This is a genomic window from Xanthomonas sp. NCPPB 1067 (assembly GCF_020783795.1).
Lineage (GTDB): Bacteria > Pseudomonadota > Gammaproteobacteria > Xanthomonadales > Xanthomonadaceae > Xanthomonas > Xanthomonas melonis.
In genome coordinates, this window is record NZ_JAJGQG010000013.1 from 99,844 (window position 1) to 125,973 (window position 26,130).

The window sequence follows — 26,130 nt, forward strand, 5'->3', positions numbered from 1 at the left end:
ACAGCCGGTAACGTCCGTGCCTGCGACGGCCCGCCATTCGGCGGGCCGTTTGCATTGTGTGCGGCGCCGCGTTGCGCCGGGATCTTTGAACTGCAATGACACGACGCGATCTGTTGCCCATTGCCGCCAACGAGCGCATCGTCGTGCTGGATGTGCTGCGCGGGTTTGCGTTGCTCGGCATCCTGCTGATGAATATCGAAGCCTTCGTCGGCCCGCTCGACCTGGCCGTCAGCGGCGTGGAGCCGCACTGGCGCGGCGCCGACCGCATCGCCGATGCGCTGGTGTACATCTTCGTGCAGGGCAAGTTCTATACGTTGTTCGCATTATTGTTCGGCATGGGCTTTGCGGTGATGGCGCAGCGCGCCGAGCAAGGCGGGCGTGGTTTCTATGGGATGTACCTGCGCCGAACCGCGGGCTTGCTGGCGATCGGGCTGGCGCATGCGCTGTTGTTGTGGTCCGGCGACATCCTGGTGACCTACGCCTTGCTGGCGGTCGTGCTGCTGGTTACGCGCAGCGTACCGACGCTGGCCTTGCCCTGGCTGGCAGCGCTGGTCTACGCCTGCGCCCCTGCGCTGGTGGTGTTGTCCGGCCTGGTCGGTGTGCTGGTGCAGGCCGATCCGGCGGCGGCGGGGGAGTGGAAGGCGGCCATGGCCGAGGTGGCGCAGCAGACTGCGGCCAACGTGCAGGCGCAACGCGCCGCATTCGGCAGCGGCAGCTATCTGCAGGCCACCGCACAGCGCTGGCACGATCTGCGCCAGGCACTGAGCGGGCTCAGCGTCAACGGCCCGACCATGCTCGGCATGTTCCTGCTGGGTGGCTGGTTCGTGCGCAGCGGTGCGATCGCCGCGCCCGAACGCTTTCCGCGCCTGTTCCGCACGCTGCGTTACGGCGCCTTGCCGCTTGGGTTGGGCGTGATGCTGGTGAGCTATGCGCTGGCGCCGTGGATGGATCCGGCGGACCTGAGCATGCGCGTCTGCGCAGCCTTCGCGCTGATGCTGATTGCGGGGCCGTTGATGAGTCTGGGCTACGCAGCGTGGGTGGTACGTTTCGCATCGCGTCTGGCCTGGCTTGCACCTGCCGGACGCATGGCCCTGAGCAACTACCTGCTGCAGTCGCTGCTGTGCACCTGGATCTTCTACGGCTACGGGCTGGGCTGGTTCGAACGATTGCCGCGGGTGTGGCAGTTGCCGTTCGCGGCAGGGCTATTCGCACTGCAGGTGGTGGTGAGCCAGTGGTGGCTGCGCGGGTTCCGCTTCGGGCCCGTGGAGTGGCTGTGGCGCAGTGCGACCTATCTGCGGGTGCCGCCGATGTGGCGCGGCCGCTAGGGCCAATGGTCGGCGGGCGCGAGGATGTCGTGGTGATCGGTGCCGGTGCGATCGGGCTGGCCACGGCGCTGGCGTTGGTGGAGGCAGGTAGACAGGTGCGTGTGCTCGACGCCGGCGCGTTGGGCGCCGCCACCTCGCATGGCAACTGCGGCACCATCACGCCCAGCCATGCGCCGCCGTTGGCGGCGCCGGGCATGATCACGCAGGCGCTGAAATGGATGCTGACGCCGGATGCGCCGCTGTACATTCCCCCGCGTCTGGACCCGGCGTTGTGGCGTTGGCTGCTGCGCTTCGCGCGGCGTTGCAATGCGCGCGATTGGCAATCCAGTGCGCAGGCGCGTGCAGCCCTGCTGCACGACGCGCGGCAGCGTCTGGACGACTGGGTCGCCCGTTACGCACTGGAGTGCGAATTCCGTAGCGATGGGCTGGACTATGTGTTCGGCGATGCGCGCCGCTTCGCGACGTACCGCGATCAATGCGCGCTGCTGGCACAGTGGGGGATCCAGGCGCAGGTGATCGAAGGTGGCGATTACACGCGCCAGGATCCGGCGTTCCGGGCGGGTGTCGCCGGTGCGATCCATTTTCCCGGCGACGCGCATCTGCGGCCGGAACGCTATACCGCCGAACTGGCCAGGGCGTTGCGCGCGCAAGGTGGGCAGATCGATGAACACTGCCGCGTGGAAGCGGTGGTTGCCGAGACTGCGGCCGTGTGCGTGCGGACCGCGCACGGGGCGCTGCACGCGCGCGAGGTGGTGATCGCCACCGGGCCATGGTCGCCGTTGCTGACGGCCCAGCTCGGCCTGCGTCTGCCGGTGCAGGCCGGCAAGGGCTATTCGATCACCTACAGTGCACCCGCCCTGATGCCGCGTCGCCCGGTGGTGTTGAAGGATCGCTGGGTGTTCGTGGTGCCGTGGCGCGATCGCTTGCGGATCGGCAGCACCATGGAGTTCTCCGGCCACGATACGCGGCTCAATCCCACCCGCCTGGCGGCGCTGGAGCGTGCGGCGGCGGAGTATCTGCATGCACCGCGTGGGCCCGCGGTACTCGAGCGTTGGTATGGGTGGCGGCCGATGATCTGGGACGATGTGCCGGTGCTGGGCAGCGTGCCGGGTCATCCTCACGTCTGGCTCGCAGCCGGACATGGCATGCTCGGGATCAGCATGAGTACCGCAAGTGGACAATTGATGGCCGATCTGATCACCGGGCGCGCACCGGCGCTGGACCCGCGCCCCTACCGCGCGGAGCGCTTTGCATGAGTGCGCGTCATGACTACGACGTGCTGATTCTGGGCGGCGGCTCGGGCGGCCTGGCAGCCGGTTTTCGTGCAGCCAGGCATGGCGCGCGCGTGGCGATCATGGAGCCCGGCGAGCTGGGCGGGACCTGCGTCAATCTCGGTTGCGTGCCGAAAAAAGCCATGTGGCTGGCCGCCGACCTGGCCGGCAAGATCGAGCTGGCGGGCGCGCTCGGCTTCGACGTGCCGCGGCCGATCCTGGCCTGGCAGGAACTGGTCACGCATCGCCAGGGCTATATCGCCAACATCCACGCCAGCTATCGGCGGCGTCTCAACGACGACGGCGTGGTACTGATTCCGCGGCGCGGCGTGTTGCGGGACCGGCATACGGTCATGGGCGACGACGGCATTCCGGTCAGCGCCGAACATATCGTGATCGCCACCGGCGCACACCCGCTGCGCCCGGAGATGAAGGGCGCCGAGCTCGGTGAGGTCTCGGACGACTTCTTCAACCTCTGCCATGCGCCGGCACAGGTGGCCATCATCGGGGGCGGCTATATCGCGGTGGAAATCGCCGGCCTGCTGCAGGCGCTCGGCAGCCGTGTGCACTTGTTCGTGCAGGGCGAGCGCTTGCTGGAGCGGTTCGATGCCGAGCTCACGCTGCAGTTGGCCGACAATCTGCGCCATCTGGGCGTGCGCCTGCATTTCGGTTTCAGCACCACCGGTCTGGAGCGCGATGCGCAGGGCGGTCTGCGCGTGCATGGCCATCCGGCACACCCTCGCGAGCAGGGCAACGACGTGTTCGACAAGGTGTTCTTCGCCATCGGCCGCCGTGCCAATACCGCCGGCCTGGGGCTGGATGCCGTTGGCGTGGCGCTTGGCGACAAGGGCGAGGTGCGGGTGGACAAGAGCCAGACCACCAGCGTGTCCAACATCCACGCGATCGGCGATGTCGCCGGAAAGGTCGGGCTGACGCCGGTGGCGATCGCCGCCGGACGCCTGCTGATGGACCGGCTGTTCGGCAACCAGCCCGACGCCTGCATGGACTACGAGGGCGTGCCGAGCGTGGTGTTCTCGCATCCGCCGCTGGGGCATGTCGGTCTGACCGAGGAACAGGCGCGCGCGCGCCACCCCGGGGCGGTGCGGGTATACCGCAGCAATTTCCGCCCGATGTTGCACGCCCTGGCCGATGCGCCGCAGCGCAGTCTGTTCAAGCTGGTCTGCGTGGGCGAAGAGGAGCGGGTGGTCGGCGTGCATCTGCTGGGCGAGAGCGCCGACGAAATGCTGCAAGGCTTCGCCGTGGCGGTGAAGATGGGGGCGACCAAACGCGACTTCGATCAGACGGTGGCGATTCACCCCACCTCGTCCGAAGAGATCGTGTTGATGCATTGAGCGGGTGTAGACGGTAGCCGGAATCAAGCCCCTCTCCCTGCGGGGAGCGGTTGGGGTGAGGGTGGTATCCAAGCGATGGGTCGGTCAACCTTGATCTGATGTTGACCCCCGGACGCCCTCATCGGCCGCTGCATGCCAGGTGATCGTGGCTTGCGTGGCTGCGTCCGTACCCTCACCCCAACCCCTCTCCCAGGGGAGAGGGGCTTGCAGTTTTTCCGTTGCGAGGCTTGTCACTTTCCCTTCGCTTGGAAGGATCCGATACGCGCACCCATGCCCGTCAGCTGGCATGCTTGCGCGATGTCGACATCTCGCCGTTCAATGCCGCCCCCATCTGCCGGTCCTGCCAGGCGAGTCGCCTCCAAGGGGGAGGCGCTGTCCGGCGAGCGGGCGCGGCTGCGAATTCTCGAGATGATCCACGCGATTCCGACGGGCGAGGTCGCCGGTTACGGCGAGGTTGCTCAGCGCGCCGGCCTGCCGGGCCGTGCGCGGCTGGTGGCGCGCGTGCTCAGCGGCAACGATGATCCGCAGCTGCCATGGCATCGGGTGCTGCGCAGCGATGGGCGCATCGCGTTTGCGCCAGACTCGCCCGGCTACGACGAGCAATGCCGGCGGCTGCGTGCCGAAGGCGTGCAAGTGGTGCAGGGGCGGGTGCGCCGTGCCACCGCCGCGCAGCGGCTGGATGCGGCCGTGTGGGGGTCTTCATGACGCTGCCGCTATCATGGGGCGCATACCGAAGGATGCCGCCATGCCCCAGTTGCCGCCCGTCACCAAAGCGTTGTTGATCGCCAATATCGGCCTGTTCCTGCTGCAATGGGCCGTGGGCGACCTGGGGGGCGGGGCCCTGCCTTCGGACAGCGTGCTGTCGTGGCTGATGCTGTGGCCGCTGTCCAACGGCTTCGATGCGTTCTCGCCCGGCGCCAGCTTCATGCCGTGGCAGTTGCTGACCTACGCGTTTCTGCATGGTGGCTTCAACCACCTGTTCTTCAACATGCTGGCGCTTTTCATGTTCGGCGCACCGCTGGAGCAGACCTGGGGCCAGAAGCGTTTTCTGACCTACTACCTGGTCAGTGTGGCCGGCGCCGGCGTATGCCAACTGCTGATGGCCTGGCTGACCCAGAACGGTGCGCCGGTGGTCGGCGCGTCCGGCGGCGTGTTCGGCCTGTTGCTGGCGTATGGCATGTTGTTCCCGAATCAGCGGGTGATGCTGTTGTTTCCGCCGATCCCGATGAAGGCCCGCACCTTCGTGATCGTGTTCGGTGCGATCGAACTGTTGCTCGGCGCGACTGGGTGGCAGCCGGGCGTGGCGCATTTCGCGCACCTGGGCGGCATGCTGTTCGGTTGGCTGATGATCCGTTACTGGCGCGGCCAGCCACCGTTCGGGGGTGGCAAGGGCGGTCGCAAGGGGCGCAAGCCGCCGCTGCGTGTGGTGCGTTGAGCCAAACGGCACGGTGCCGCTCCTACGGAATTTCGCAGGCGGTGGACAAAAAAAGAGCGCGGATTCCGCGCTCTTTTTCATTGCCGCCGGCTAGATGATCAGCGCCAGAGCTTGATCTGATCGGCGTCCACGCGCTGCATCGGCTGGCCGGCCTTGCAGCTGAACGCCGCACCGAATTCCGGCATGTTGGACAGCGGACCATTGGTGCGCCACTGACCCGGCGCGCGGATGTCGGCGCTGGCGCGCTGCACCGCTTCGTTTGGCGACAGCTGCTGTGCCCACAGGCCGGCCCAGGCGGTGAAGAAGGCCTGCTTGTCGGCCTCGGTCGCCGCCGGCTGTGCCTTGCCGAAGGTCTGCCAGGCCAGTTCGACGCCCGCGAGGTCAGCCAGGTTTTCTTCGGCTGTCTGCGCGCCATTGACCTTGACGTTGGGCACGCCCGGGTACGGGTAAGCGGCGTACTGGTTGGCCACCTTGCCGGTCAGCTGGGTCCACAAGGTCTTCTCGGCCGGGGTCCACCAGTTGCGCAGCTCGCCCTTGGCGTCGACCAGCGCGCCCTTGGCGTCGATCGCGCGGGTGAGTTCGTGCGCGACCAGCGCGCCGTAAGCCCCGTACTGTGCCGCCGGCGTGCCGCCAGCGGACAGCACCGGCGCCTGCAGCACGGCTGCGGTGACGATCAGGCGGTTCTGCGCGATGTCGTAGGCCACGGCGGGCTGCTGCGGCAGCACGTCCCAGCGACGGTCGGCGTTGCCCTTGCCGATGCGCTTCATTTCTTCGCGATGGCGCCAGGTCGATGCGATCAGCATGTTGCCGCCGAAGCTGCCGCGGCCCATCGGTTGTACGGTGTAGTCCAGGTCGCGGCGCGGTGCGCCGACTTCGATCTTCATCGCAGCCAGCTTGGCCTTGGCCTCGGCAACCGCCTGGCCGTTGCCCCAGCCGGTGCGCTCCAACGCCGCCAGCTGCGCATCGCGCACCTGATCGGCAATGGTTTCGGCCTGGCGACGCGTGTCGCTGCTCAGGTAGCGGGCCACGTATTCGCGGCCGAGCATCGGGCCGGCGGCCACGTTGATCGCGTCCAGCACCTGCTGCCAGCGCTGCGGCGGCACCGCTTCGCCACGCAGCAGGCGGCCGCGGAACTGATATTCGGCGTCGTGGAAGCTCTTGGACAGGTACGGCGCCATCGCATCTCCCACGCGCCAGCGCAGGTAGGCCTTCCACTGTTCCGGCTTGATGCTGACGATCATGCTGTCGAGCTGCTTGAACATGGCCGGGTCGGCCATGGACACCAGATCGTCCTTGACGCCCTGCGCTTCCAGGAAGTCGGCCAGGCGCAGGTTCTTGTACTGCTTGGTCAGCTCCTTGGTGGCGATCGGCGCGTAGTTGTTGAACGGGTTGTTGATGCCCTGCACCGATTGCGCGCTACGTGCCAGTGCGGTTTCGATCTGCAGCACCGAGGCGGCGTCGGTGTCGAGCTTGTCGGCGGCGGTGCCGGTCAGCGCCAGGATCTGCTTGACGTAGGCGCGATAGCGGCCCATCAGCGCCTGGGTGTCGGCGTCGGTGCGGGTGTAGAACGCCGGGTCGGGCAGGCCCATGCCACCCTGCATGAAGTAACCGATATGGCGGTCCAGCGCCTTCAGGTCCACGTCCGGGCCGAAGTTGAAGCCCACCGGGATGCCGACCTGATGCAGTGCGGCGATCGAGGCGGGCACGTCCTTGGCCTTCTTGATCGCATCGATGCGCGAGAGCAGCGGGGCGATCGGGGTGGAACCGTCCTTTTCGACGGCAGCTTCGTCCAGACCGCTGGCCCAGAAGTCGCCGAGCAGCTTCTGCACGTTGCCTTGCGGTGTCTTCATCGACGCGTCCAGCAGCTCGCGCTGCTGCTGCAGGGCGCGTTCGGACAGCTGACCCAGCGCGGTGACGGCGCCGGCCTGCGGCACCGGATTGGCCTTGAGCCAGCCGGCATTGGCGTAATCGTAGAAATTGGTGCAGGCCGCCGAGACCGCGGGAGCCTTGGGCGCCGCGGCCTTCTTCTTGCGAGCGGCGTCGGCGTCGGGGGCGGACAGCAGCGAGATCAGGCTGAAGCCGAGAGCGAGGGCAAGCGGGCGAATGGTGGGCATCGAGAAGAAGGTGGCCAGAGTAAAGTCGGCGGAGTTTAGCAAGGCCGGGGGCCGTGCAGGCAGGCGCCGCTGCCGTTCGTCATCGCTGCTGGCCGCTTGCATGAACGCAACAGGCCCGCGGGTGCGGGCCTGTGCGTGTTGCGATCGTGCTGGAAGCGCTTGCAGTCGCTGGCTGTTTGGGCTTACCAGATCACCACGCGGTCTTTCTCCGGGCGCACCATCGCATCGCCCGGCTTGCAGGCAAAGGCGGTGGCGAACTGCGGCATATTCGAAGGCGGCGCAATGGCGCGCAGGTTGCTGGGCGCGTGCGGGTCCGAGGCCAGGTAGACCATCTGCTGCTGTTCGCGTACGCGTTGACGCCAGCTGCGCGCGAACGCCAGAAAGAAACGTTGATCGGGGCTGTAGCCGTCGATCGTCTTTGCCCGCTCGGGATGCTGATGCAGGGCGGTCCGCAGCGCGTCGTAGGCCACGTTGGTGCCGCCCAGGTCGGCGATATTTTCGCCCAGGGTGAGCTTGCCGTTGACGTGCAGTGTCGGGTGTTTGGGCAGTGGGGTGTAGGCATCGAACTGGTCGACCAGCTGCGCGCTGCGCTGCTCGAACTTGCGTCGATCCTCGGCCGTCCACCAGTTGACGTTGTTGCCTGCACCATCGAACTGGCTGCCCTGGTCGTCGAACCCATGTGTCGCTTCGTGACCGATCACCGCGCCAATGCCGCCGTAGTTCAACGCCTCGTCGGCGCTGGCGTCAAAATACGGCGGTTGCAGGATCGCCGCGGGGAAATTGATGGAATTGGTGCTGGGGTCGTAATACGCGTTGACCGTCTGCGGGGTCATCTGCCAGCGTTTGCGGTCGGTCGGTTTACCGATCTGCGCGATGTCGTAGCGATAGTTGAACTTGGCCGCTGCCTGCAGATTGCGGTAGTACGCGCCGCGGACGATCTCCAGTCCGGACCAGTCGCGCCAGGCATCCGGATAGCCGATCTTGGGCAGGAAGGTGTTCCACTTGGCGATGGCCTTGGCCTTGGTTTCCGCGCTCATCCAGTCGACGTTCTCGATGCGCGTCTTGAGCGCGGCGCGGACGTTGTCCACCAGTTCGCTGGCGCGCTGTTTGGACTCGGGCGTGAACACCTTGGCGACGTAGAGTTGACCCACGCCTTCGCCCATTGCGCCATTGACCGCGCGCAGGACGCGCTTCCAGCGTGGAAGTTGCTCTGGCTGCCCAGAGAGTGTCTTGCCGTAGAAAGCAAAGCGATTGTCGACGAATGCCTTGCTGAGCTGCGCGGCTGCGTCATCAATCGCATGGAAGCGCAGGTAAGCCTGCCACTGCGCGATCGGCGCAGTGGCCAGTTCATGATCAAACGCAGCGAAAAAACGTGGCTGCGCCAGCGAGAAGCCCTTGCCGACCTCCACGCCCTGGGTGGCGAAGAAGTCTTTCCACGGAAAGTGCGGTGTGAGCTTGTCCGCCTCGGCGAGACTGACCAAGCGATACTGGTTTTTCGGCTCACGCGCCTCCACTGGCTTCATCGACGCGGCAGCCAGACGTGTTTCGAGTGCCAACACATCGTTTGCCTGCGTCTTGGCCACGTCGGCGGAACTGCCGGTGAGTTCGAACGACCTGGCGATGTAGGCCAGATAGGCGGCGCGGATGGATGCGTGCCCGGCGTCGGTGTAGTAGTCCTTGGTTGGAAGGCCCAGGCCGCCTTCCTGGGTAAAAGCGATCTGCATGTCGGCATTGTGGAAGTCTGCGCCGGCACCGAATGCGAACACCTGTCCATCGCCTTCGCCATGACGACTGATGATGTAACCGGCGACATCCTTGCCTGACTTCAACGCGGCAATGGTGTCCAGTTGTGGCTGGATCGGCTGGGCGCCTGCCGCTTCGATTGCAGCTTCGTCCATGCCGGCGGCATAGAGCGTTCCGATTTTTTGCTCCAGCGAATTTGCAGCTTTGCCTGGCTGTGCGGCCGTTTCGACAATGTTGCGCTGAATGGCCATGCTTTTTTCGGTCAGGATCTCGTCCACGCCCCAACTGGTGCGATCGGGCGGAATCGGATTGGCGTTCGCCCATTTGCCGTTGACGAATTCGTCGAGATTCTGGCAAGCGCTGGCTGCTGGGCCGAGTTCGCTGATGTCGAACGCAGGCGTTGCCGGCGTAGCAGGGGCAGCCGCAGGTGTGTGGGGTGAGGTGTTTGCCTGTGTGCCGGTGTCCTCGGCGTTGCGCTTGCAGCCTGTCAGGGCAACAACCAGAGCAAGGGCGAGCGTGGAAGTCTTGAGCAATGGCATGAACGTCAGCTGCAGTGAGGGGCAAGGGCGCTAAGCATAAGCGGGCGCGACCTTGCCTGCGCACGCATTGAGCTTTGTTGAGGCTTGTGTGCCAATACCGTTGTGCCTGCAGTCCCGGTGGCGTGCAGCGTGCCGCGAGGGCGGCGTTGGGATGCCTGCAGCGTTGGTTGAATTGTTGTGGGAGAAACGAACGTGGCTGGCTAGCCTGATTTACCTGTCAAGCATGAAGAAAGATCCAAAGAACCCCAAAAAAACGGGCGACGATCTTTCGATCGCCGCCCGCCTGGTTTACCGCGATGCGCAATTACCAGATCACCACCTGCTTGTCGCCCTGGCGCACCATCGCATCGCCCGGCTTGCACGAGAACGCAGCGGCAAAGGCCGGCATGTTCGACGGCGCACCGATGGCGCGGAAGTTGGCCGGCGCGTGCGGGTCGGTCTTCAGGCGCACCACCAGTTCTTCCGGGGTGAAGTTGCGGCGCCACACCGTGGCCCAGTTGAGGAAGAAGCGCTGATCGCGGGTGATGCCGTCGGTCTTGGGATCGTCCTTGCCCGCGGTGGCGGTCTTCATCGCGTCGTAAGCGGTGTTGAGGCCGCCCAGGTCGGCGATGTTCTCGCCCAGGGTCAGGTCGCCCTTGACCTTGTCGCCGGCCGGGGTGCGGTAGCCGTCGAACTGCGCCACCAGCTTGCCGGTGCGCGCCTTGAACGCATCCAGGTCCTTCTGCGTCCACCAGCCCGGATCGGGGATGAAGTTGCCGTCGGCACCGAAGCGGCTGCCCTGGTCGTCGTAGCCGTGCGTCATCTCATGCCCGATCACCGCACCGATGCCGCCGTAATTCATTTCCTCCGGCGCGTTCGGGTCGAAGAACGGCGGCTGCAGGATGGCGGCCGGGAACACGATCTCGTTCTGCAGCGGGTTGTAGTAAGCGTTGACCGTCTGCGGGCTCATGCCCCATTCGGTCCTGTCCACCGGCTTGCCGATCTTGGACAGGTTCCACTTGTAGTTGAACGCCTGCGCGGCCAGTACGTTACCCAGGTAGCTGTCGCGACCGGTGGTCAGGCCGTTCCAGTCGCGCCATTTTTCCGGATAGCCGATCTTGGGCGTGAAGCTTTCCCATTTGGCGATTGCCTTGGCCTTGGTTTCCGGGCTCATCCAGTCCAGCTTTTCGATGCGGGCCTTCAACGCGGTGCGAAGATTGCCGACCAGCGTTTCCATCTTGGCCTTGGAATCGGCCGGGAAGGCGACCTTGACGTACATCTGGCCCAGCGTTTCGCCGGCCTGCCCGTTGATGGTGGCCAGCACGCGCTTCCAGCGCGGCTTGATCTCCTTCTGCCCGCGCATTGTCTTGTTGTAGAACGCGAAGTTCTCGTCCACGAACGGCTGGCTCAGGAACGGCGAGGCGCCGTCGACGGTGTGGAAGCGCAGGTAGGCGCGCCAGATCGCCGGATCGGTATCGGCGATCATCTTGCTCACTTCCTGGTGAAAGGCCGGGATCGCCAGCGAGAACATTTCCGGCGTGGCCACGCCCTGCGACTTGAAGAACTCGGTCCAGGACCAGTTCGGAGTCAGCTTGTCGGCATCGGCCGGGGAGATCGGGTTGTAGGCCAGCGAGGCGTCACGCGACAGCTCGGTGCTGGTCTTGGACACCTTGGCCAGACGGGTTTCGAACGCGACCACCTGTTTGGCCTGTGCGGCGGCATCGGCGGCGGACACGCCCGATAGCTCCAGCACCTTGGCGATATGCGCCTGGTAGGCCTCAAGCTTGGCCTTGTTGCTGGCGCTGGTGTAGTACTCCGGATCGGGCAGGCCCAGGCCGCCCTGCATGGCGTAGGCGATGTTCTGGCTGGACTTCTTGAAGTCTGCCTCTGCACCGAAGCCGAACAGATCGTTGTTGCCCTTGGCGGCGCTGCTGCGCAGGTAGTCGACCAGCTTGGCCTGGTCGCTGATCGCATCGATCGCAGCCAGTTCCGGCTTCAGCGGCTCGATGCCCTGGGCATTGATCTTGGCTTCGTCCATGCCGGTGGACCACAGGTCGCCGACGATCTTTTCCACGCCGGTGGCGCCGGTGTCGGCGGCGGCCTGTTCGGCCAACTGCTGCTGGATCGCATTGGAGCGCTCATCGAGCATTTCGAACGCACCCCAGCTGGTGCGGTCGCTCGGTACCGGGTTGGCGGCCAGGAACTTGGCGTTGGCGTAGGCGTTCAGGTCGGTACAGGCATTGGCGTTGGGATCCAGATCGGCCGCGGTGAACTGGTTTACCGCCGGCAACTTGCTCTGGTCCAGGGTCAGCGTCTTGGGCGCGGCAGGCGTGGTGGCCGCAGCGTCGCCCGCAGGGGCGGCAGGTGCCGTGTCGTCGGACTTCTTGCAACCGCTCAGCGCGGCCGCCACGGCCAGGGTCAGCGTCAGTAGATGAGGTGTGCGAATCACAAAGGCTCCAGGAGCAACAGTCGATTGGGTGGCGCCGTCACAGCGGAGCCGTGACGGCACTCTACCGTTCCATAGGGAATGACGCATGGTGTCGAAGGTCATGGTGTGGGGATGCCGCGTCCATCACGGCCGCAGCGCCCAGGCCGCCAGCAGGGTGCCTTGCGCGGCAGCCGAAGGACCAGAAGGCTCGGGCAGGTGCGAAACCGATCGAGGCCGCCGGATGCCGGATGAACACCCGGCAATAAACGTTCAGCCAGTCGCCCGCGGGAGCTGGCGCGGGATGGGGGTGGGCGGTGGTCCGAGCGCGATTCCCATCCGCCCCCGGCATCCTGGAGGACGCCTGCATGACCGGTTCGGGCCACCAGTGCTATATACAGGTGCATGCGCCGCCGCACGCCAGCGTTGGATGCCTTGATCATCGGCGCCGGCCATAACGGGCTGGTGTGCGCCGCCTATCTGGCACGCGCCGGCAGGCGGGTACTGGTGCTGGAGGCGCGGCCGGTGGTCGGCGGCGCGGCGGTGACCGAGGAATTTCACCCGGGCTTTCGCAACTCCGTTGCTGCGTACACGGTGTCGTTGCTGCAACCCAGGATCATCGACGAGCTGGCGCTGGAACGGCATGGCTTGCGTGTGGTGCCGCGGCGCATCAATAACTTCCTGCCGCTTCCCGATGGCCGTTACCTGCTCGCCGGGGCCGGGCGGACGCAGCAGGAGCTGGCGAATTTCTCGGCGCGCGATGCAGCGGTGTTGCCTGCCTATGAAGCCCGGCTGGAGCAACTGGCCGACGTGCTGCGTGCGCTTGCCCTGCAGGCGCCGCCGGACGTGACCGATGGCGGCTGGTTGCGGGCGTTGCCGCAGCTGTGGCAGGCCGGCAAGGTGGGCATGCAGCTGCAGGGTCTGCCGCTTGCGCTGCGGAGCGAGTTGCTGGACCTGTTCACCATCTCTGCGGCCGAGTATCTGCAGCGCTGGTTCGAGAGCGCGCCGATCAAGGCGCTGTTCGGCTTCGACGGCATCGTGGGCAATTACGCCAGTCCCTACACGCCCGGTACGGCGTACGTATTGCTGCATCACGTGTTCGGGCAGAGCAACGGGGTCAAGGGGGCATGGGGCCACGCCATCGGCGGGATGGGCGCCATCACCCAGGCGATGGCGGCCAGTGCGCGCGAGTCTGGCGCGCAGATCCGCACCGCGTGCGCGGTGGAGCGTGTGCTGGTGGAGCGCGGCCGGGCCGTGGGCGTCGTCACCGCCGAGGGGCAGGAGATTCGCGCCGCTACCGTGGTTGCCAACGTCAATCCGAAACTGCTGTATCAGCGGCTGATGCGGCGCGAAGACGTGCCTGACGAAACGCACGCGCGCATCGCGCACTACCGCTGTGGATCCGGTACCTTCCGGATGAATGTCGCGCTCTCGCGTCTGCCGGACTTCGCCGCGCTGCCGGGCGAGGGCGACCATCTCACCGCCGGCATCATCCTGGCACCGAGTCTGGACTACATGGACCGCGCCTGGCACGACGCACGCACCTCGGGATGGTCGCGCGAACCGGTGGTGGAGTTACTGATCCCCAGCACCCTGGACACTACGCTGGCACCGCCAGGGCAGCACGTGGCAAGCCTGTTCTGCCAGCACGTGGCACCGCAGCTGCCAGACGGCAGGCGCTGGGATGATCATCGCGAAGAAGTGGCCGATCTGATGATCGCCACCGTGGAGCGCTACGCGCCAGGTTTTGCTGCATCGATCCTGGGCCGGCAGATCCTGAGTCCACTCGACCTGGAACGTATCTTCGGCCTGATTGGCGGCGATATCTTCCACGGCGCCCTGAGCCTCAATCAACTGTTCAGCGCACGCCCCCTGCTGGGGCAGGGCGCGTATCGCGGCGCGATCCCCGGGCTGTATCTCTGCGGCTCGGGCACCCACCCAGGCGGTGGGGTCACCGGTGCGCCTGGGCACAATGCGGCGCGGGTGATCCTCCGCGGCTGACGCACTCGTTGCGAACGCGCACGAAAAAAGGCCTTGGGTTCACCGAGGCCAGGAGCAAGCGCCATTCGATCGGCGGAAGCGTCATGATGACGCTTCCGCCGAGCATCGATCAGAAATCGTACGATGCGGTTAGACGAACGTAACGTGGCGTGTTGTAGTTATAAGGCTGCAGACCGACCCGGTAGGTGTTGGAAACGACGAACGGAGAATCTCCTTCGTATACACCGTCCACTCGATTGACTGTACGGTCGTTGAGGACATTGAAGACCTGCACGCCGATAGCCAGCTTGTGATCGGCGAAACCGGGGCGGTAGGTCAAACCGAGATCCAGGTTCTTGATCCACGGGGTGCGGCCCGCATCGCCAGGGCGGGACGGTTCGCCACCACAGTAGTGATAACCAGAGCCATAGCCGATCGGGTCGTAGTTAACAGACTCCGCATCCGGGCCGCCGTAGAAGCCCAGGCAGGAAATCGGCGTGCCGGACATGACACGCAGCGTTGCCGAAGCCATCCATTCCGGATTGATCTGATATGCGCCGAATGCCTTCAGCTGGTGTCGACGGTCGTTGGCCAGGCTGCCGCCTGCGTAGTACATCAGCGCAGCCGCATCCCAGTCCTGGGTCTTCGATATGTCGGCCTGTCCCAGATCGGACTTCACTTGGCCTTCGGTATTGCCATAGCTGTGTGACCAGGTGTAGTCGACGCGGCCGTACCACTTCTCGTTGAAGGGATGCTCCACGAACAGGTCGACCGATACGTAGCTACGTTTGGCCTTGTCGGTGAAACCCCAATCCGCCTGCGACATCGCCACCTGCGTATAGCCGGAGCCGTTGGTGTTGGCGAGGTTATAGGTATTGGTCTTGCCAGGATTGAACATCACGCAGCCGGGGATGCTGACGCTGCCGGAATCCCCGCCATTGGCGTCGATCTTGTCAGCGATGCGTGCGGTGTCGCAGACGTCGTCGATGGCGGCCTGCAGCTTGCGATACGTCACCTTCGCGCCCGAGTTCCAGCTTTCGCCGAGCGTCTTCTCGAACCCGAGGATGAATTCATCCTGGTACTGAGACTTCAGGTCTGTCGGTGCGAACGCATTGGGATCCGGCGCTTGGCCGAACTCACCATTGCTGGAAACCGGTCCGGGACCGATGGGGCGAAGCCCGGTCGGTTCGCCGTTTGCGTCGATGCCGGTGTAAGCAAAATACTCGTCCGTGAACGTAGATGCCGATGCGCCGCGAATTGCGACCTGGTTAGGCAGGGCGAGGTAGTAACGACCAAGGTTTGCGAAGACCTTCAGCGACGAATCTCCGAAGACGTCCCAGCTTGCGCCAAGACGTGGAGCCCATTGGTCGCCGCTGTCCACGTAAGGGACATGGTCGCTGTTGAAGTTGGTGAACTTGTCGTTGCGGATACCCAGCGTCACCAACCAATGATCGTTGACCTGCCAGCGGTCTTCTACGTAGTACGCCTTCTGTTCCACGGCCATGCTGGTGGTGGTGGTGAAGATGCGTTGCTGCACGTAGTACCCATTGGTTCCCGCACCGGTGGCCCCGACACCTAATGAGCCGCGAACAGGAGTGACCTCATCCACAGCGCGCCCGTAGGTCCACTGGTATCCAGGGCCGGTCGTGCGAACGCCTTCGTCGTAGGCATTGAAGTACATGTTGTCCACGCCTGCAGTGAGGTCGTGATCGCCGAGCCGGTAATTCAATTCCAGGCGCAGGTTACGGGTCTTGTTGATCGGATCGTCTGCCTTCGACCTGTTGGTCGCCTGGGCGTTGGAAATCGGTGTGCCGCCGGTGATCGCCGGATTCTGCAGGTTCAACCCTGCAATGAACGGGAGCGACGAAACCAGCGGGTTGAACTGCTGATTGTGCTGTGTACTTCTGCCCCACATCGCATTTAGGGTCAGGTCGTCGGTGATATAGCCCGTGTACTTGAAGACATCGTAGGTGTCTTTGATCTTGAAGGTATCCGGGAACAAGCCCGACGGACCGCCGTCCGACATGGTGTCGTAACTGTAGTTGCTATAGGAGCCAGCACGGCGATCGGTGTTCTCGATACGCGTGTACTCCAGGATATTGCTGTCGTTGATGTTCCAATCCACTTTCCCGTAGAACTTGGGAGAGCTGTAGTCGTAGTGATTGCGTCCCTGTGCTCTGGCCGCCGTGGCAGTGCTGGTGACGGCGCCATCGGTCTTGTCGGTCTCGCCGGCCACGAAGATGAACAGTTTGTCCTCGATCAATGGACCGCCCGCGTAAGCGCTATAAACGGTGCGACTTTGCACGTCGCCCTTGCTGCTACGGTACATCGTGCCAGGAAGTTCAGGATCTTCGTATCTGTAACGTGGATTCGCGTTCAATGTATTGCTGGGATACCAGACGTCTCCAACGGAACTTGCGAGGTTCTTGGGTTCCCAAATCGCCTGTGCGCCGAACCGCCATTCGTTGGTACCACGCTTGCCCAACTGGTTGATCACGCCGCCAGTGGAGCGGCCATACTTGGCGCTGTAACCACCGGTATAGGTTTCCTGCTGGTCGATGGCGCCATAAGGCAGGCTGACGCCGCCCAGATTGCTCAAGGGATTGCTGACGTTGAAGCCATTGATGTAGTACGCGTTCTCGGTGACGCCGGAGCCGCCGAAAGACACCACCGAACGGGATCCATTGTTGAATGCGCCGCTGCCTGCGACTGCGCCCGGTGCGAGCAGCGCGATCGCTTCGGCGCTACGGCCTAGCGGCAGCGTTGCCAGCTGCTCGGAGGTGATCACCGAGCGCGAGCTGGTGGAGCTGACATCGATCTTGGGTGCGTTGGCAGCGGTGACCGTGATTGCACCAAGCGTGGTGGCATCCGCATTGCTGCCCGCCGCGCTGGCGCCGGCGAACGAGACTTCGGTGCCGGAACCCACGCGTAGCTGCACATTCTTGCGGGTGTCGATGACCTGATCGCCGCGCTTCAGCGTGACGGTGTAAGCGCCTACTGGCAACGAGCCGAGGTTATAGCGGCCGTTGGCATCGACCGTGATGGTGCGGCTCAGGCCGGTGTCGCTCTGAACCACGATCGTGCTACCGGCTTCGGCCGGAGCGCTGCCGTAGATGCTGCCGGTGGTGCTCTGTGCATAGACCGCGCCATTGCTGAGACACGTGCCCAGGACGACCGCGAGGGCGGTGCGTTTGACGAGTTGGCGTCGTACTTGCTTGCTCATTCCTGACCTTCTTGTGCTGAGATTAGGTTAAGGGCGGTCACCGGGGAGTCAGACGGCCTTAACGCGAACGTAATGAATATGTGTTCATTAGCGCAAGCAGTTGGACGAGGTCGTGGCTGAATTAGATGGGATCCGCATCAGAACCGCTTAATCACGCACAATTTCGATGTGACATGCGCTGCGGGTCTGGCGACCTCAAGCGTAATCAGCGTCTGGTGACGTCCGATACACATCAAGCAGGGCGCCGACGTTCTGCTTCCCCCGCGCGAGGCGATCGATACCGGCGATGGTCGATTGCAAAGACAGAAGCCCCGGCGTGCGGGGCTTCTGTCCTTGTTGCATCGCCCTGGTCCGGGTCTGGCAATCAGAACCTGACCGTGGTTCCCAGGTAGAAGAACCGGCCGACGTTGTCGTATAGCGCAGAGGTGAAATCCGAGCCGAAGTAGTTGCGCGGCGGATCCTTGTCGAAGGCGTTGTCGATGCCCAGGTAGACGTCGATCTTCGAGCCGGGGAACTGATAGCCGAACTGGAAGTTGTGGTAGGTGTACGCGCCGTTCTTGATCGGGCTGGCCGATCCCGGGTTGCTGTTGTAGCTCTCCGGGGTCACGCGCAGGTTGCCGTCCACATAGTTCATGTCCCACGAGGCGCGCCATTCGTTCCAGTTGTACTTGGTCTGGAACTGCGCACGCCAGCGCGGGTCGGTCACGTAGGTTACGTATTCGTCGTATTCCTGCGGGAAGTCCTGGAACACCCATTCGCGCGATTGGATCAAGCGGGTGCCGACCAAGCGCAGCACGGTGTTGCCTTCGCCGATCTGGAAGCGGTAATCCATTTCCAGATCCACGCCGACGCGACGCGAGCGTGCCAGGTTCTCGTTGAGCGCCTGCCAGCCGATGATGCTGTGTTCGGGATAGATGCGGCCCTGTGGATCGGTGAAGCCGCCCAGCGGAGCGCGCTGCACGAAGCCGCAGAAGCTGTTGTTGATACCGCCGGGGTTGTCCACGCAACGCGTGGCATTGGTTTCGGCCGTCACGGTGCCGATGGCGTCGCGCAGATCGATACGCCAGTAGTCGATCGACATGCCGAACCCTTCGAAGAACTCCGGCTGCCACACCAGGCCGTAGGACAGGCTGCGCGCGCGCTCGGGCTTGAGTTCCGGATTGCCGCCGCTGACGCCGGGGCGGGTGGCGGTGTAGGTATCGATCCAGCCTACCGGAATGCCCAGCGCGCTGCAGTTGGCCTGGCGCAGTGCCACATCGCCGGCCGTACCGGGGCGATTGCTGTTGGTGGGGAGGTAGTTGCAGGGGTCGTTGATGCTGGCGAAGTTCTCGCTCTGCGAGTCGTACAGTTCGCCGATGCTGGGAGCACGCACCGCCTGCGCCAGGGTGCCGCGCAGGCGCAACGACGGGATGATGGTCCAGTCCAGGCCGATGTTCCAGGTCTTGGTCGAGCCGATGCTGCTGTAATCCGAATAGCGCCCCGCCAGATCCAATGCCAGACGGTCCACGCCCGGCAGCCCGGCCAGTAGCGGAATGGTGCTTTCGACGAAGACTTCCTTGACGTTGTACTCGCCGCCGCTGTTGGGAATGGCGTTGAGGAAGGTCACGCCGGAGGCGGCCAACGGATCGGTGATCTCCTCGCTTTGTTCCTTGCGGTATTCCACGCCGCCGGCGATGCCGATGTCGCCAGCCGGCAGCGAGAGCAGGCTGCTGTTGGCTACCGAGGCGTTGAATACGGTCTGCTGGATCTTTGCCTGCGAACGCGCGGTGGTGTTGAACCAGGCGGCCGCTTCCGGAGTGACCGCGCCATTGCCGAAGATGCTGAAGGGCACACACCCTTCGCGTGCCAGCGCCGAATACACGCGCCCGGTGTTGGGGTTGACCGCAGTCGGATCCAGCGTGGTGCGGCAGACGATATTGCCGCTGGCATCGCGCGCGGCATCGATACCGGCCTGCCAGCGCTCGTTGATGCGGTTGTTGAGATTGAGCCGGTCCACGGTGGTCTTGCCGTAGTTGGCGGACACGTCGTAGGTCCAGTTGTCGGTGAAATTGCCCTCGGCACCGAGGACGGCGCGGTAGGTCTTGCGCTCGATGTTCTCGCCGCGGCGGCCAGCATCGACGTTGAAGCGGTTCATCAGGATCTGGGTGGCACCGCGCGAATCCATCAGTGCGCCAAGCTGGGGGCTGACATACGGGTTCTGGCGGCGCACGCGCAAGGAGCTGTCGAACGCCGGCTGGCCGAAGAACTCCGAATCGGTCTCGCTGTACTTGCCTTCGAAGAACACGCGATGGTTCTCGCTGAGCTCGAAGTTGACCATCGTGTTGACGCTCTTGCGATCGAAGCCTGGCTGTAGATCGGCCACGGCGTTGAGATCGACGAAGTCGCAATCCACGCAGGAGGTATTGCTCACCACCGTGCCGCCGTAGCGGTTGCGGCGGAAGCTGCCGTCTGGGTTGAACAGGTAACGGTTGCCGTAGCTCGCCGGGTTACGGAAGTCGAAGGTGCCCAGATTGAAGGTGCCACCGTAGGAGGTCGAGTGGTTACCGCCCGGGCCGCTCAACACGGTCTGCGGATTGCTCTCGCTCGGCGGGCGGGTAGGGTCGAAGCTTGGGTTCTGCACGCTGACCAGGTATTCGCGGCCGATCGCCCGGTTGCCGCGGCCGAACCGGTCCTGCTTGCTGTACTCGGCCGAGATGGCGACGTTGCCGCGACCTTCGGCAAAGTCGGTGCCGGCGGAAAAGCTGGCGAACGAGCGGTTGTAGTTGCCTTCGTCGGCCAGGCCGGTTTGCGCACGCGTTTCGAAACCGGTGAAGGATTTCTTGAGGATGAAGTTCACCACGCCGGCCACCGCGTCGGCGCCGTACACCGCCGAGGCGCCGCCGGTGATGACTTCGACACGCTCGACCCATTCCACCGGAATCGTGTTGACGTCCACCGCGGTCGAGCCAGGACTCGAGCCCACGTGACGGCGGCCGTTCACCAGCACCAGCGTGCGGTCCACGCCCATGCCGCGCAGATCGAGCAAACCCAGGCCGGCAGTACCGATGAAGCGGGTGGAGTTGCCCAGCGTGTAGCTCGGCGCCAGCGCCGGCATGCGCGCCATCAGGTCGCTGATGGTGGTCGCGCCAGTGGCGCGGATCTCTTCGGCACTGATCGCGGTCACCGGAGAGGGCGTGACAAAGCCGGTACGCGCGATGCGCGAGCCGGTGACGGTGACCTTGTCCAGATCGGTGGTGCCGGATGCGAGGCCGGTATCGGATTGCGCGGCCACGTGGCCGGCAGGAGCAACCAAAGCAGCCAACAGGGCGGCGCTCAAGCGATGGCGACGGGTGAGTGGCTGGGAACGAGTCGACATGAGGTGCAGATTCCTTGCAAAAATGCGTACGAACCAGCCGCGCTCGCTGAGTGGCGGCTGAACTGAATTCCGAACGTAACAACTTCTTAATCATGTGTCCACATTTGTGAAATACGGCAAGATTTGACACATCCTCTGTGTGGGCGGCCTGCAACGTGGAAGGCCGGTAACGCGTCTGCAGGTGTCGTGGCAGCCGGTACACTTACGCTCTTTCCGCGCAGCCGCGTGGCGTTGCGCACGCCGCGGCAGCTGCGCACGACGAACTGGATGGACGATGGCAACGATGACGAAAGATCGATGGCGCGCTGAGCCCGCCACCGCGGCAGTGGGCTGCGCATGAGCAGCGAACGCAGGATCGCCGCGCACGCGGTGCAGGGCGCGCTGACGCCACATCCGCGTATCCGCAATGTGATTGCGGTGGGCTCGGGCAAGGGCGGGGTGGGCAAGTCGACCACGGCGGTGAACCTGGCGCTGGCCTTGCAGCAAAGCGGCGCGCGGGTGGGCGTGCTGGATGCGGACATCTACGGCCCCAGCGTGCCGGCGATGCTGGGCCTGAGCGGCCGGCCGGACAGTCCGGACAATAAATCGATCGAACCCCTGCGCGCGTTTGGCATCGAGGCGATGTCGATCGGCCTGCTGGTCGACCAGGACACCCCGATGATCTGGCGCGGCCCGATGGCCACCTCTGCCCTGACCCAATTGTTCAACGACACGCTGTGGGACGATCTGGACTATCTGCTGATCGACCTGCCGCCGGGTACCGGCGATATCCAGCTCACGCTCTCGCAGAAGATTCCGGTCGCCGGCGCGGTGATCGTCACCACCCCACAGGACATCGCCACACTGGACGCGCGCAAGGCCTTGAAGATGTTCGAAAAGGTCGAGGTGCCGGTGTTGGGTATCGTCGAGAACATGGCGGTACATACCTGTCGCCAATGCGGCCATCGCGAACATCTGTTCGGCGACGGGGGCGGCGAGCGCATGGCCGCACAGTACGCGGTGCCGCTGCTGGGATCGCTGCCGCTCGATATCGGGATCCGCGAGCAGGGCGATGTCGGCCGGCCGATCGTGGTGGCGGAACCGGAGTCGGTGGCAGCGCAGGCCTATCTGGCGGCTGCGGCGCGCCTGGCGGAAGAGCTGGGCAAGCGTCCGCGCGCCAGCATCCCGATCTCGGCCTCTTTGCTCTAGCGTTCAGGCCGGCCGCCACCAGCAGCCGCTGCTAGACTTTGCCGTCTTTACGCGCGGGCCGTCCGGCCCGCCGCCTTCCGTCTTCAAGGAACACCGCATGAGCATCAAGAGCGACCGCTGGATCAAGCGCATGGCCGAACAGCACGCGATGATCGAGCCGTTCGAACCCAGCCAGATCAAGCACGATGCCGCAGGGCAGCGCATCGTCAGCTTCGGCACCTCCAGCTATGGCTACGACGTGCGCTGCTCGCGCGAGTTCAAGGTGTTCACCAACATCAACTCGACGATCGTCGATCCCAAGCACTTCGATCCGGGCAGCTTCGTGGATATCGAGTCGGACGTGTGCATCATCCCGCCGAACAGTTTTGCGCTGGCGCGCACGGTGGAGTATTTCCGCATCCCGCGCGACACGCTGGTGGTGTGCCTGGGCAAGAGCACGTACGCGCGCTGCGGCATCATCGTCAACGTGACGCCGCTGGAGCCGGAGTGGGAAGGCCATGTGACGCTGGAATTCAGCAACACCACGCCGCTGCCGGCGCGCATCTACGCCAACGAAGGCGTGGCGCAGATGTTGTTTTTCCAGTCCGACGAGATCTGTGAGACCTCCTACAAGGACCGTGGCGGCAAGTATCAGGGTCAGACCGGGGTGACCTTGCCGCGCACCTGATGGCGGGAGCGCGCGAAGTCGCGTGGGCCGGAGGCTCAGTCGGTCGTCAGCATTCCCTGGCGACGACGGACCAGTTGGTGCACTCCGCCCCAGATCAGCATCAGCGGCCACCAGGCGGCGATCAGTTGGCCCAGGTCCATGCGGGTCAGGCCGAGGTTGTTGAGCAGGAACAACCCGCCCAGGATGATCAGGAACAGGCCGGGAATCAGTCGGTACATGGCAGCGTCCTCGTCGGGTGTGAGGCCATGCTGCGCCCGTTGCGCCCGTCAATCAGGTGCCGGAAGTCAACAGTTGCAGATGACAGTCGTCATGTTGACTGTTGCCTCTAGGGCGACAGCGGCACGCGGGTAGCCGGCGCTCCTGCGATCAAGCGCAGCAGCTGAAAGTTTGAGGTGCTGCGATCAGTGGGGCACGGGGCGCCGCCCGTACCCTCATCCGCCCCTGCGGGGCACCTTCTCCCGGTGGGAGAAGGGACTTGCGCGATTCGGTTGTAGTGCCAGGACCGGGAATCACGTTCCTGCCGTCACAACGAGCCGCCGAACGGAGAATCTTCAGCGCAAGTGCACGCTGTGACCAATCCCGATTCCCGATTCCCGAATCCCGAATCCCAGCCCCACCTACTTCCCACGCCCGAACAGCATGCCGATGCCGCAAGCGACCAGCGCCGCCGGCCACCAGGTGGCGATCAGCCGGCCCAGACTGAGGTTGGTCCAGCCCAGATTGTTGGCCAGGAACAGCAGGCCGACCAGAATCAGGATCAGCGCGGCAACGACGTTGGATTTCATGCGAGCAAGGCAGGTGGCGAACGGGTGCCTATCGTAGCCGTTGCGCCCACGCAGCGACACGCTGTTGCAGGGCGTCGGGATCGAAGCGCTGCGCACTGCCACTGCCCCACACCGGCCCTGGCCAGGCCGCATCGCCGGGATGACGGCCGACCAGGTGCACGTGCAGCTGGCGCACGATGTTGCCCAGCGCGCCGATATTGAGCTTGCTCACCGCGGGTTCGGCGCGCAGCAACTGCGAGAGCTGGTTGATTTCGGCCAGCAATAAACGCTGCTGGCCGCCATCCAGATCGATCCATTCGCTTGCATCGGCCACCCGCGGCACCAGCACCAGCCAGGGGAAGCGGGCGTCGTCCATCAGCCGCACCTGCGACAGCGGCCCGTCGGCGACGAACACGCTGTCCGCTGCCAGGCGCGGGTCGAGCTGGAAATCGCCTGGAGGCGTTCCCGGTGCGGCATCGTTCATCCCAGGTGGGCCTCGAAGAATCCCAGGGTACGTTGCAGCGCGCGCTCGGCGCTGTCGGCGTCGTAGTGATTGGGATCGACGCTGCGGTTGAAGGCGTGGCCGGTGGGATAGACGAAGGTTTCCATCTGCGGCAGCTTCTCGCGGTGCGCCTGGATGGCCTCCGGCGGAATGCTGGTATCGCGTTCGCCGAAATGGAACATCACCGGCGCCTTCGGGGTTTCGTCCAGCAGTTGCGTGTTCCGGCCGCCGTAATAGCTCACTGCCGGCAGCCCCAGGCGGATGGCCGACAGCAGCGCCACCGAGCCGCCCCAGCAATAGCCGACGGTGCCCACCTTGCCGGCGCGGCTCAGCAGGGTGGCGGCGGATTTCACCACCTCCACCGCACGCTCCAGGCCCACCGCGTTGGCCAGCGCCAGGCCGCGCTTGAGGCTGTCCTGGTCGTAGGGCAGTTGCACGTCTTTCTCTTCCAGGTCGAAGAAGGCCGGCGCCAGGACCTCGTAACCGCGTGCGGCGTAGTCGTCGGCCACCGCGCGGATATGCTCGTTGACGCCGAAGATCTCCTGGATGACCACCAGGCCGCCGCGCGGGCTGGAAGCGGGGGTGGCGTGCCAGGCGGCGACCTGGCCGTCGGGGGTATCCAGCGTGGTCCAATGACCCATGGGAATTCCTGATCTGCGGCGGGGAGACGCGCATTATCGACCGGATCCGTACGGCGAAAAGTGAGGGTTTCGCAAAGCCGGCCGGGCTGGCGCGGCGCGGCGGTTCAGAGCGCTGCCCGCGCGCCGCTATAATTGGCCTGCTCAGGCCCCAGGCCGCTCCGTTCCCAGGCTCCTGCTTCCATGTCCCAGCTGAACCCCAAAGTCGGCTTCGTCAGCCTTGGCTGCCCGAAGGCGCTCGTCGATTCCGAACGCATCCTCACCCAGCTGCGCGTGGAGGGCTACGACATCGTGCCCAGCTACGCCGCCGCCGACGTGGTGGTGGTCAATACCTGCGGCTTCATCGATTCGGCGGTGACCGAATCGCTGGACGCGATCGGCGAGGCGATGAATGCCAACGGCAAGGTCATCGTCACCGGCTGCCTGGGCAAGCGCCCGGAGCAGATTCGCGAGGCCTATCCGCAGGTGCTGGCGGTGTCCGGGCCGCAGGATTACCAGAGCGTGATGGAAGCGGTGCATGCGGCGCTGCCGCCGCGTCACGACCCGTTCGTGGATCTGGTGCCCGATTACGGCATCAAGCTGACCCCGCGGCATTACGCATACCTGAAGATTTCAGAGGGCTGCAACCACCGTTGCAGCTTCTGCATCATTCCCTCGATGCGCGGCGACCTGGCTTCGCGCCCGGTGGACGAGGTGCTGCGCGAGGCCGAGCGGCTGGTGCGCGGTGGGGTCAAGGAGTTGCTGGTGGTGTCGCAGGACACCTCCGCCTACGGCGTGGACCTGAAGTATGCCGAGCGCCCATGGCGCGACCGCATGTACCAGACCCGCATGAAGGCGCTGTGTGAAGGTCTGTCGGAATTGGGTGTGTGGACGCGCCTGCATTACGTCTACCCGTACCCGCACGTGGACGACGTGATCCCGTTGATGGCCGAAGGCAAGCTGCTGCCGTATCTGGACATCCCGTTCCAGCACGCCAGCCCGCGCATCCTCAAGCTGATGAAGCGGCCCGGTGCGGTGGAAAAGACCCTGGAGCGCGTGCAGCGCTGGAAGGCGATGTGCCCGGAGATCACCGTGCGCTCCACCTTCATCGTCGGCTTCCCCGGCGAGACCGATGCCGAGTTCGAATCGCTGCTGGAGTTCCTGGACCAGGCGCAGCTGGATCGCGTCGGCGCGTTCGCGTATTCGCCGGTGGACGGCGCCAGCGCCAACGCATTGCCGGATCAGGTGCCGGAAGAGGTGAAGCAGGAGCGGCTGGCCCGCTTCATGGCCAGGCAGGCCGAGATCTCCGCCGCGCGGCTGGAGGCCAAGATCGGCAGCGTGCAGCAATGCCTGGTCGACCTGATCGAGGACGACATCGCCGTGGCGCGTTCGCGCGCCGATGCGCCGGAGATCGATGGCCTGGTGCATATCCAGAACGGTGGCGAGCTTGGCCTGAAGGTCGGCGACCTGGTCGACGTGGAAATCACCGACAGCGATGAGCACGACCTGTTCGGCGATGCGCTGCCGTCTGACCGAGCGGTGCAGCCGGGGCGGGCATTGAACCTGCAGATGATTTAGAGGGTGTTTACATAATGGTAATCTATGATCCCAACGTGGAAACAAGGGATCGAGATGGGGCGCCCACCCAAGA

General features: G+C 64.8%; 18 protein-coding genes. 9 read left to right on the forward strand and 9 right to left on the reverse strand.

Translation table 11 applies throughout. From position 1 onward, the window contains the following. Positions 1 to 95 precede the first annotated feature (95 nt). From LL962_RS11910 to LL962_RS11930, 5 genes are all read left to right on the forward strand, one after another. Positions 96 to 1,325: a DUF418 domain-containing protein gene (locus tag LL962_RS11910; RefSeq protein WP_228317031.1), complete on the forward strand. Its 1,230-nt coding sequence runs from the start codon at positions 96 to 98 to the stop codon at positions 1,323 to 1,325. Positions 1,326 to 1,330: 5 nt separating this feature from the next. After that, the gene (locus tag LL962_RS11915) at positions 1,331 to 2,581 is read left to right on the forward strand and encodes an NAD(P)/FAD-dependent oxidoreductase (RefSeq protein ID WP_228317050.1); all 1,251 of its coding nucleotides are present in this window, start codon (positions 1,331 to 1,333) and stop codon (positions 2,579 to 2,581) included. Then, positions 2,578 to 3,948 (forward strand): glutathione-disulfide reductase, encoded by a 1,371-nt coding sequence (gorA, locus tag LL962_RS11920; RefSeq protein ID WP_228317032.1) that lies wholly within the window; start codon positions 2,578 to 2,580, stop codon positions 3,946 to 3,948. Before LL962_RS11915 ends, gorA begins: the two co-directional genes overlap by 4 nt. 297 nt (positions 3,949 to 4,245) lie before the next feature. Further along, on the forward strand, positions 4,246 to 4,653 hold the full coding sequence (locus LL962_RS11925; protein WP_228317033.1) for an MGMT family protein: 408 nt from the start codon (positions 4,246 to 4,248) through the stop codon (positions 4,651 to 4,653). 40 nt (positions 4,654 to 4,693) lie between these two features. After that, complete coding sequence (locus LL962_RS11930) at positions 4,694 to 5,383, forward strand: rhomboid family intramembrane serine protease (RefSeq protein ID WP_104587402.1); 690 nt, start codon at positions 4,694 to 4,696, stop codon at positions 5,381 to 5,383. Between the two features lie 98 nt (positions 5,384 to 5,481). Here the strand turns inward: LL962_RS11930 and LL962_RS11935 are convergent, their stop codons facing one another. From LL962_RS11935 to LL962_RS11945, 3 genes are all read right to left on the reverse strand, one after another. After that, the gene (locus LL962_RS11935; protein ID WP_228317051.1) at positions 5,482 to 7,497 is read right to left on the reverse strand and encodes a M13 family metallopeptidase; all 2,016 of its coding nucleotides are present in this window, start codon (positions 7,495 to 7,497) and stop codon (positions 5,482 to 5,484) included. A 182-nt stretch (positions 7,498 to 7,679) separates the two neighbouring features. Continuing rightward, positions 7,680 to 9,779, reverse strand: coding sequence for a M13 family metallopeptidase (locus LL962_RS11940; RefSeq protein ID WP_228317034.1), 2,100 nt, complete (start codon positions 9,777 to 9,779; stop codon positions 7,680 to 7,682). A 304-nt stretch (positions 9,780 to 10,083) separates the two neighbouring features. Continuing rightward, positions 10,084 to 12,186 carry a M13 family metallopeptidase gene (locus LL962_RS11945; protein ID WP_228317052.1) on the reverse strand — a complete coding sequence of 701 codons (2,103 nt, stop codon included), beginning with the start codon at positions 12,184 to 12,186 and terminating at the stop codon, positions 10,084 to 10,086. A 402-nt stretch (positions 12,187 to 12,588) separates the two neighbouring features. On the opposite strand from LL962_RS11945, the gene LL962_RS11950 reads away from it, so the two are divergent. Beyond that, entirely contained in the window at positions 12,589 to 14,184 is a 1,596-nt protein-coding gene (locus tag LL962_RS11950; RefSeq protein ID WP_228317035.1) for a phytoene desaturase family protein, read from the forward strand. A gap of 109 nt (positions 14,185 to 14,293) precedes the next feature. Here the strand turns inward: LL962_RS11950 and LL962_RS11955 are convergent, their stop codons facing one another. Beyond that, complete coding sequence (locus LL962_RS11955; RefSeq protein ID WP_228317036.1) at positions 14,294 to 17,386, reverse strand: TonB-dependent receptor; 3,093 nt, start codon at positions 17,384 to 17,386, stop codon at positions 14,294 to 14,296. Positions 17,387 to 17,750: 364 nt separating this feature from the next. Continuing rightward, positions 17,751 to 20,741, reverse strand: coding sequence for a TonB-dependent receptor plug domain-containing protein (locus LL962_RS11960; RefSeq protein ID WP_228317037.1), 2,991 nt, complete (start codon positions 20,739 to 20,741; stop codon positions 17,751 to 17,753). 336 nt (positions 20,742 to 21,077) lie between these two features. On the opposite strand from LL962_RS11960, the gene apbC reads away from it, so the two are divergent. Continuing rightward, positions 21,078 to 21,929, forward strand: coding sequence for an iron-sulfur cluster carrier protein ApbC (gene apbC, locus LL962_RS11965; RefSeq protein ID WP_104587408.1), 852 nt, complete (start codon positions 21,078 to 21,080; stop codon positions 21,927 to 21,929). 97 nt (positions 21,930 to 22,026) lie between these two features. Further along, complete coding sequence (gene dcd / locus LL962_RS11970; protein ID WP_228317038.1) at positions 22,027 to 22,596, forward strand: dCTP deaminase; 570 nt, start codon at positions 22,027 to 22,029, stop codon at positions 22,594 to 22,596. A gap of 35 nt (positions 22,597 to 22,631) precedes the next feature. Here dcd and LL962_RS11975 read toward each other — a convergent pair whose 3' ends face one another. From LL962_RS11975 to LL962_RS11990, 4 genes are all read right to left on the reverse strand, one after another. Continuing rightward, positions 22,632 to 22,814 (reverse strand): LiaF transmembrane domain-containing protein, encoded by a 183-nt coding sequence (locus LL962_RS11975; protein WP_228317039.1) that lies wholly within the window; start codon positions 22,812 to 22,814, stop codon positions 22,632 to 22,634. Between the two features lie 399 nt (positions 22,815 to 23,213). Further along, positions 23,214 to 23,381 (reverse strand): LiaI-LiaF-like domain-containing protein, encoded by a 168-nt coding sequence (locus LL962_RS11980; protein ID WP_003486900.1) that lies wholly within the window; start codon positions 23,379 to 23,381, stop codon positions 23,214 to 23,216. Between the two features lie 28 nt (positions 23,382 to 23,409). Further along, complete coding sequence (locus LL962_RS11985; protein WP_228317040.1) at positions 23,410 to 23,844, reverse strand: HIT domain-containing protein; 435 nt, start codon at positions 23,842 to 23,844, stop codon at positions 23,410 to 23,412. Next, entirely contained in the window at positions 23,841 to 24,503 is a 663-nt protein-coding gene (locus tag LL962_RS11990; protein ID WP_228317041.1) for a dienelactone hydrolase family protein, read from the reverse strand. Before LL962_RS11990 ends, LL962_RS11985 begins: the two co-directional genes overlap by 4 nt. Positions 24,504 to 24,683: 180 nt before the next feature. Here LL962_RS11990 and rimO point away from each other — a divergent pair, with 180 nt between their 5' ends. Continuing rightward, complete coding sequence (rimO, locus tag LL962_RS11995; RefSeq protein ID WP_228317042.1) at positions 24,684 to 26,057, forward strand: 30S ribosomal protein S12 methylthiotransferase RimO; 1,374 nt, start codon at positions 24,684 to 24,686, stop codon at positions 26,055 to 26,057. Positions 26,058 to 26,130 lie beyond the last annotated feature (73 nt).

What these genes read in the sequence shown, in the direction of transcription:
- dcd (WP_228317038.1), top strand. Translation starts at nt 22,027, where the DNA reads ATGAGCATCAAGAGCGACCGCTGGATCAAGCGCATGGCCGAACAGCAC.
- LL962_RS11955 (WP_228317036.1), bottom strand. Translation starts at nt 17,386, where the DNA reads ATGAGCAAGCAAGTACGACGCCAACTCGTCAAACGCACCGCCCTCGCG.
- LL962_RS11935 (WP_228317051.1), bottom strand. Translation starts at nt 7,497, where the DNA reads ATGCCCACCATTCGCCCGCTTGCCCTCGCTCTCGGCTTCAGCCTGATC.
- LL962_RS11930 (WP_104587402.1), top strand. Translation starts at nt 4,694, where the DNA reads ATGCCCCAGTTGCCGCCCGTCACCAAAGCGTTGTTGATCGCCAATATC.
- LL962_RS11975 (WP_228317039.1), bottom strand. Translation starts at nt 22,814, where the DNA reads ATGTACCGACTGATTCCCGGCCTGTTCCTGATCATCCTGGGCGGGTTG.
- LL962_RS11950 (WP_228317035.1), top strand. Translation starts at nt 12,589, where the DNA reads ATGCGCCGCCGCACGCCAGCGTTGGATGCCTTGATCATCGGCGCCGGC.
- LL962_RS11980 (WP_003486900.1), bottom strand. Translation starts at nt 23,381, where the DNA reads ATGAAATCCAACGTCGTTGCCGCGCTGATCCTGATTCTGGTCGGCCTG.
- LL962_RS11985 (WP_228317040.1), bottom strand. Translation starts at nt 23,844, where the DNA reads ATGAACGATGCCGCACCGGGAACGCCTCCAGGCGATTTCCAGCTCGAC.
- gorA (WP_228317032.1), top strand. Translation starts at nt 2,578, where the DNA reads ATGAGTGCGCGTCATGACTACGACGTGCTGATTCTGGGCGGCGGCTCG.
- LL962_RS11925 (WP_228317033.1), top strand. Translation starts at nt 4,246, where the DNA reads ATGTCGACATCTCGCCGTTCAATGCCGCCCCCATCTGCCGGTCCTGCC.
- rimO (WP_228317042.1), top strand. Translation starts at nt 24,684, where the DNA reads ATGTCCCAGCTGAACCCCAAAGTCGGCTTCGTCAGCCTTGGCTGCCCG.
- LL962_RS11940 (WP_228317034.1), bottom strand. Translation starts at nt 9,779, where the DNA reads ATGCCATTGCTCAAGACTTCCACGCTCGCCCTTGCTCTGGTTGTTGCC.
- LL962_RS11915 (WP_228317050.1), top strand. Translation starts at nt 1,331, where the DNA reads ATGGTCGGCGGGCGCGAGGATGTCGTGGTGATCGGTGCCGGTGCGATC.
- apbC (WP_104587408.1), top strand. Translation starts at nt 21,078, where the DNA reads ATGAGCAGCGAACGCAGGATCGCCGCGCACGCGGTGCAGGGCGCGCTG.
- LL962_RS11990 (WP_228317041.1), bottom strand. Translation starts at nt 24,503, where the DNA reads ATGGGTCATTGGACCACGCTGGATACCCCCGACGGCCAGGTCGCCGCC.
- LL962_RS11960 (WP_228317037.1), bottom strand. Translation starts at nt 20,741, where the DNA reads ATGTCGACTCGTTCCCAGCCACTCACCCGTCGCCATCGCTTGAGCGCC.
- LL962_RS11910 (WP_228317031.1), top strand. Translation starts at nt 96, where the DNA reads ATGACACGACGCGATCTGTTGCCCATTGCCGCCAACGAGCGCATCGTC.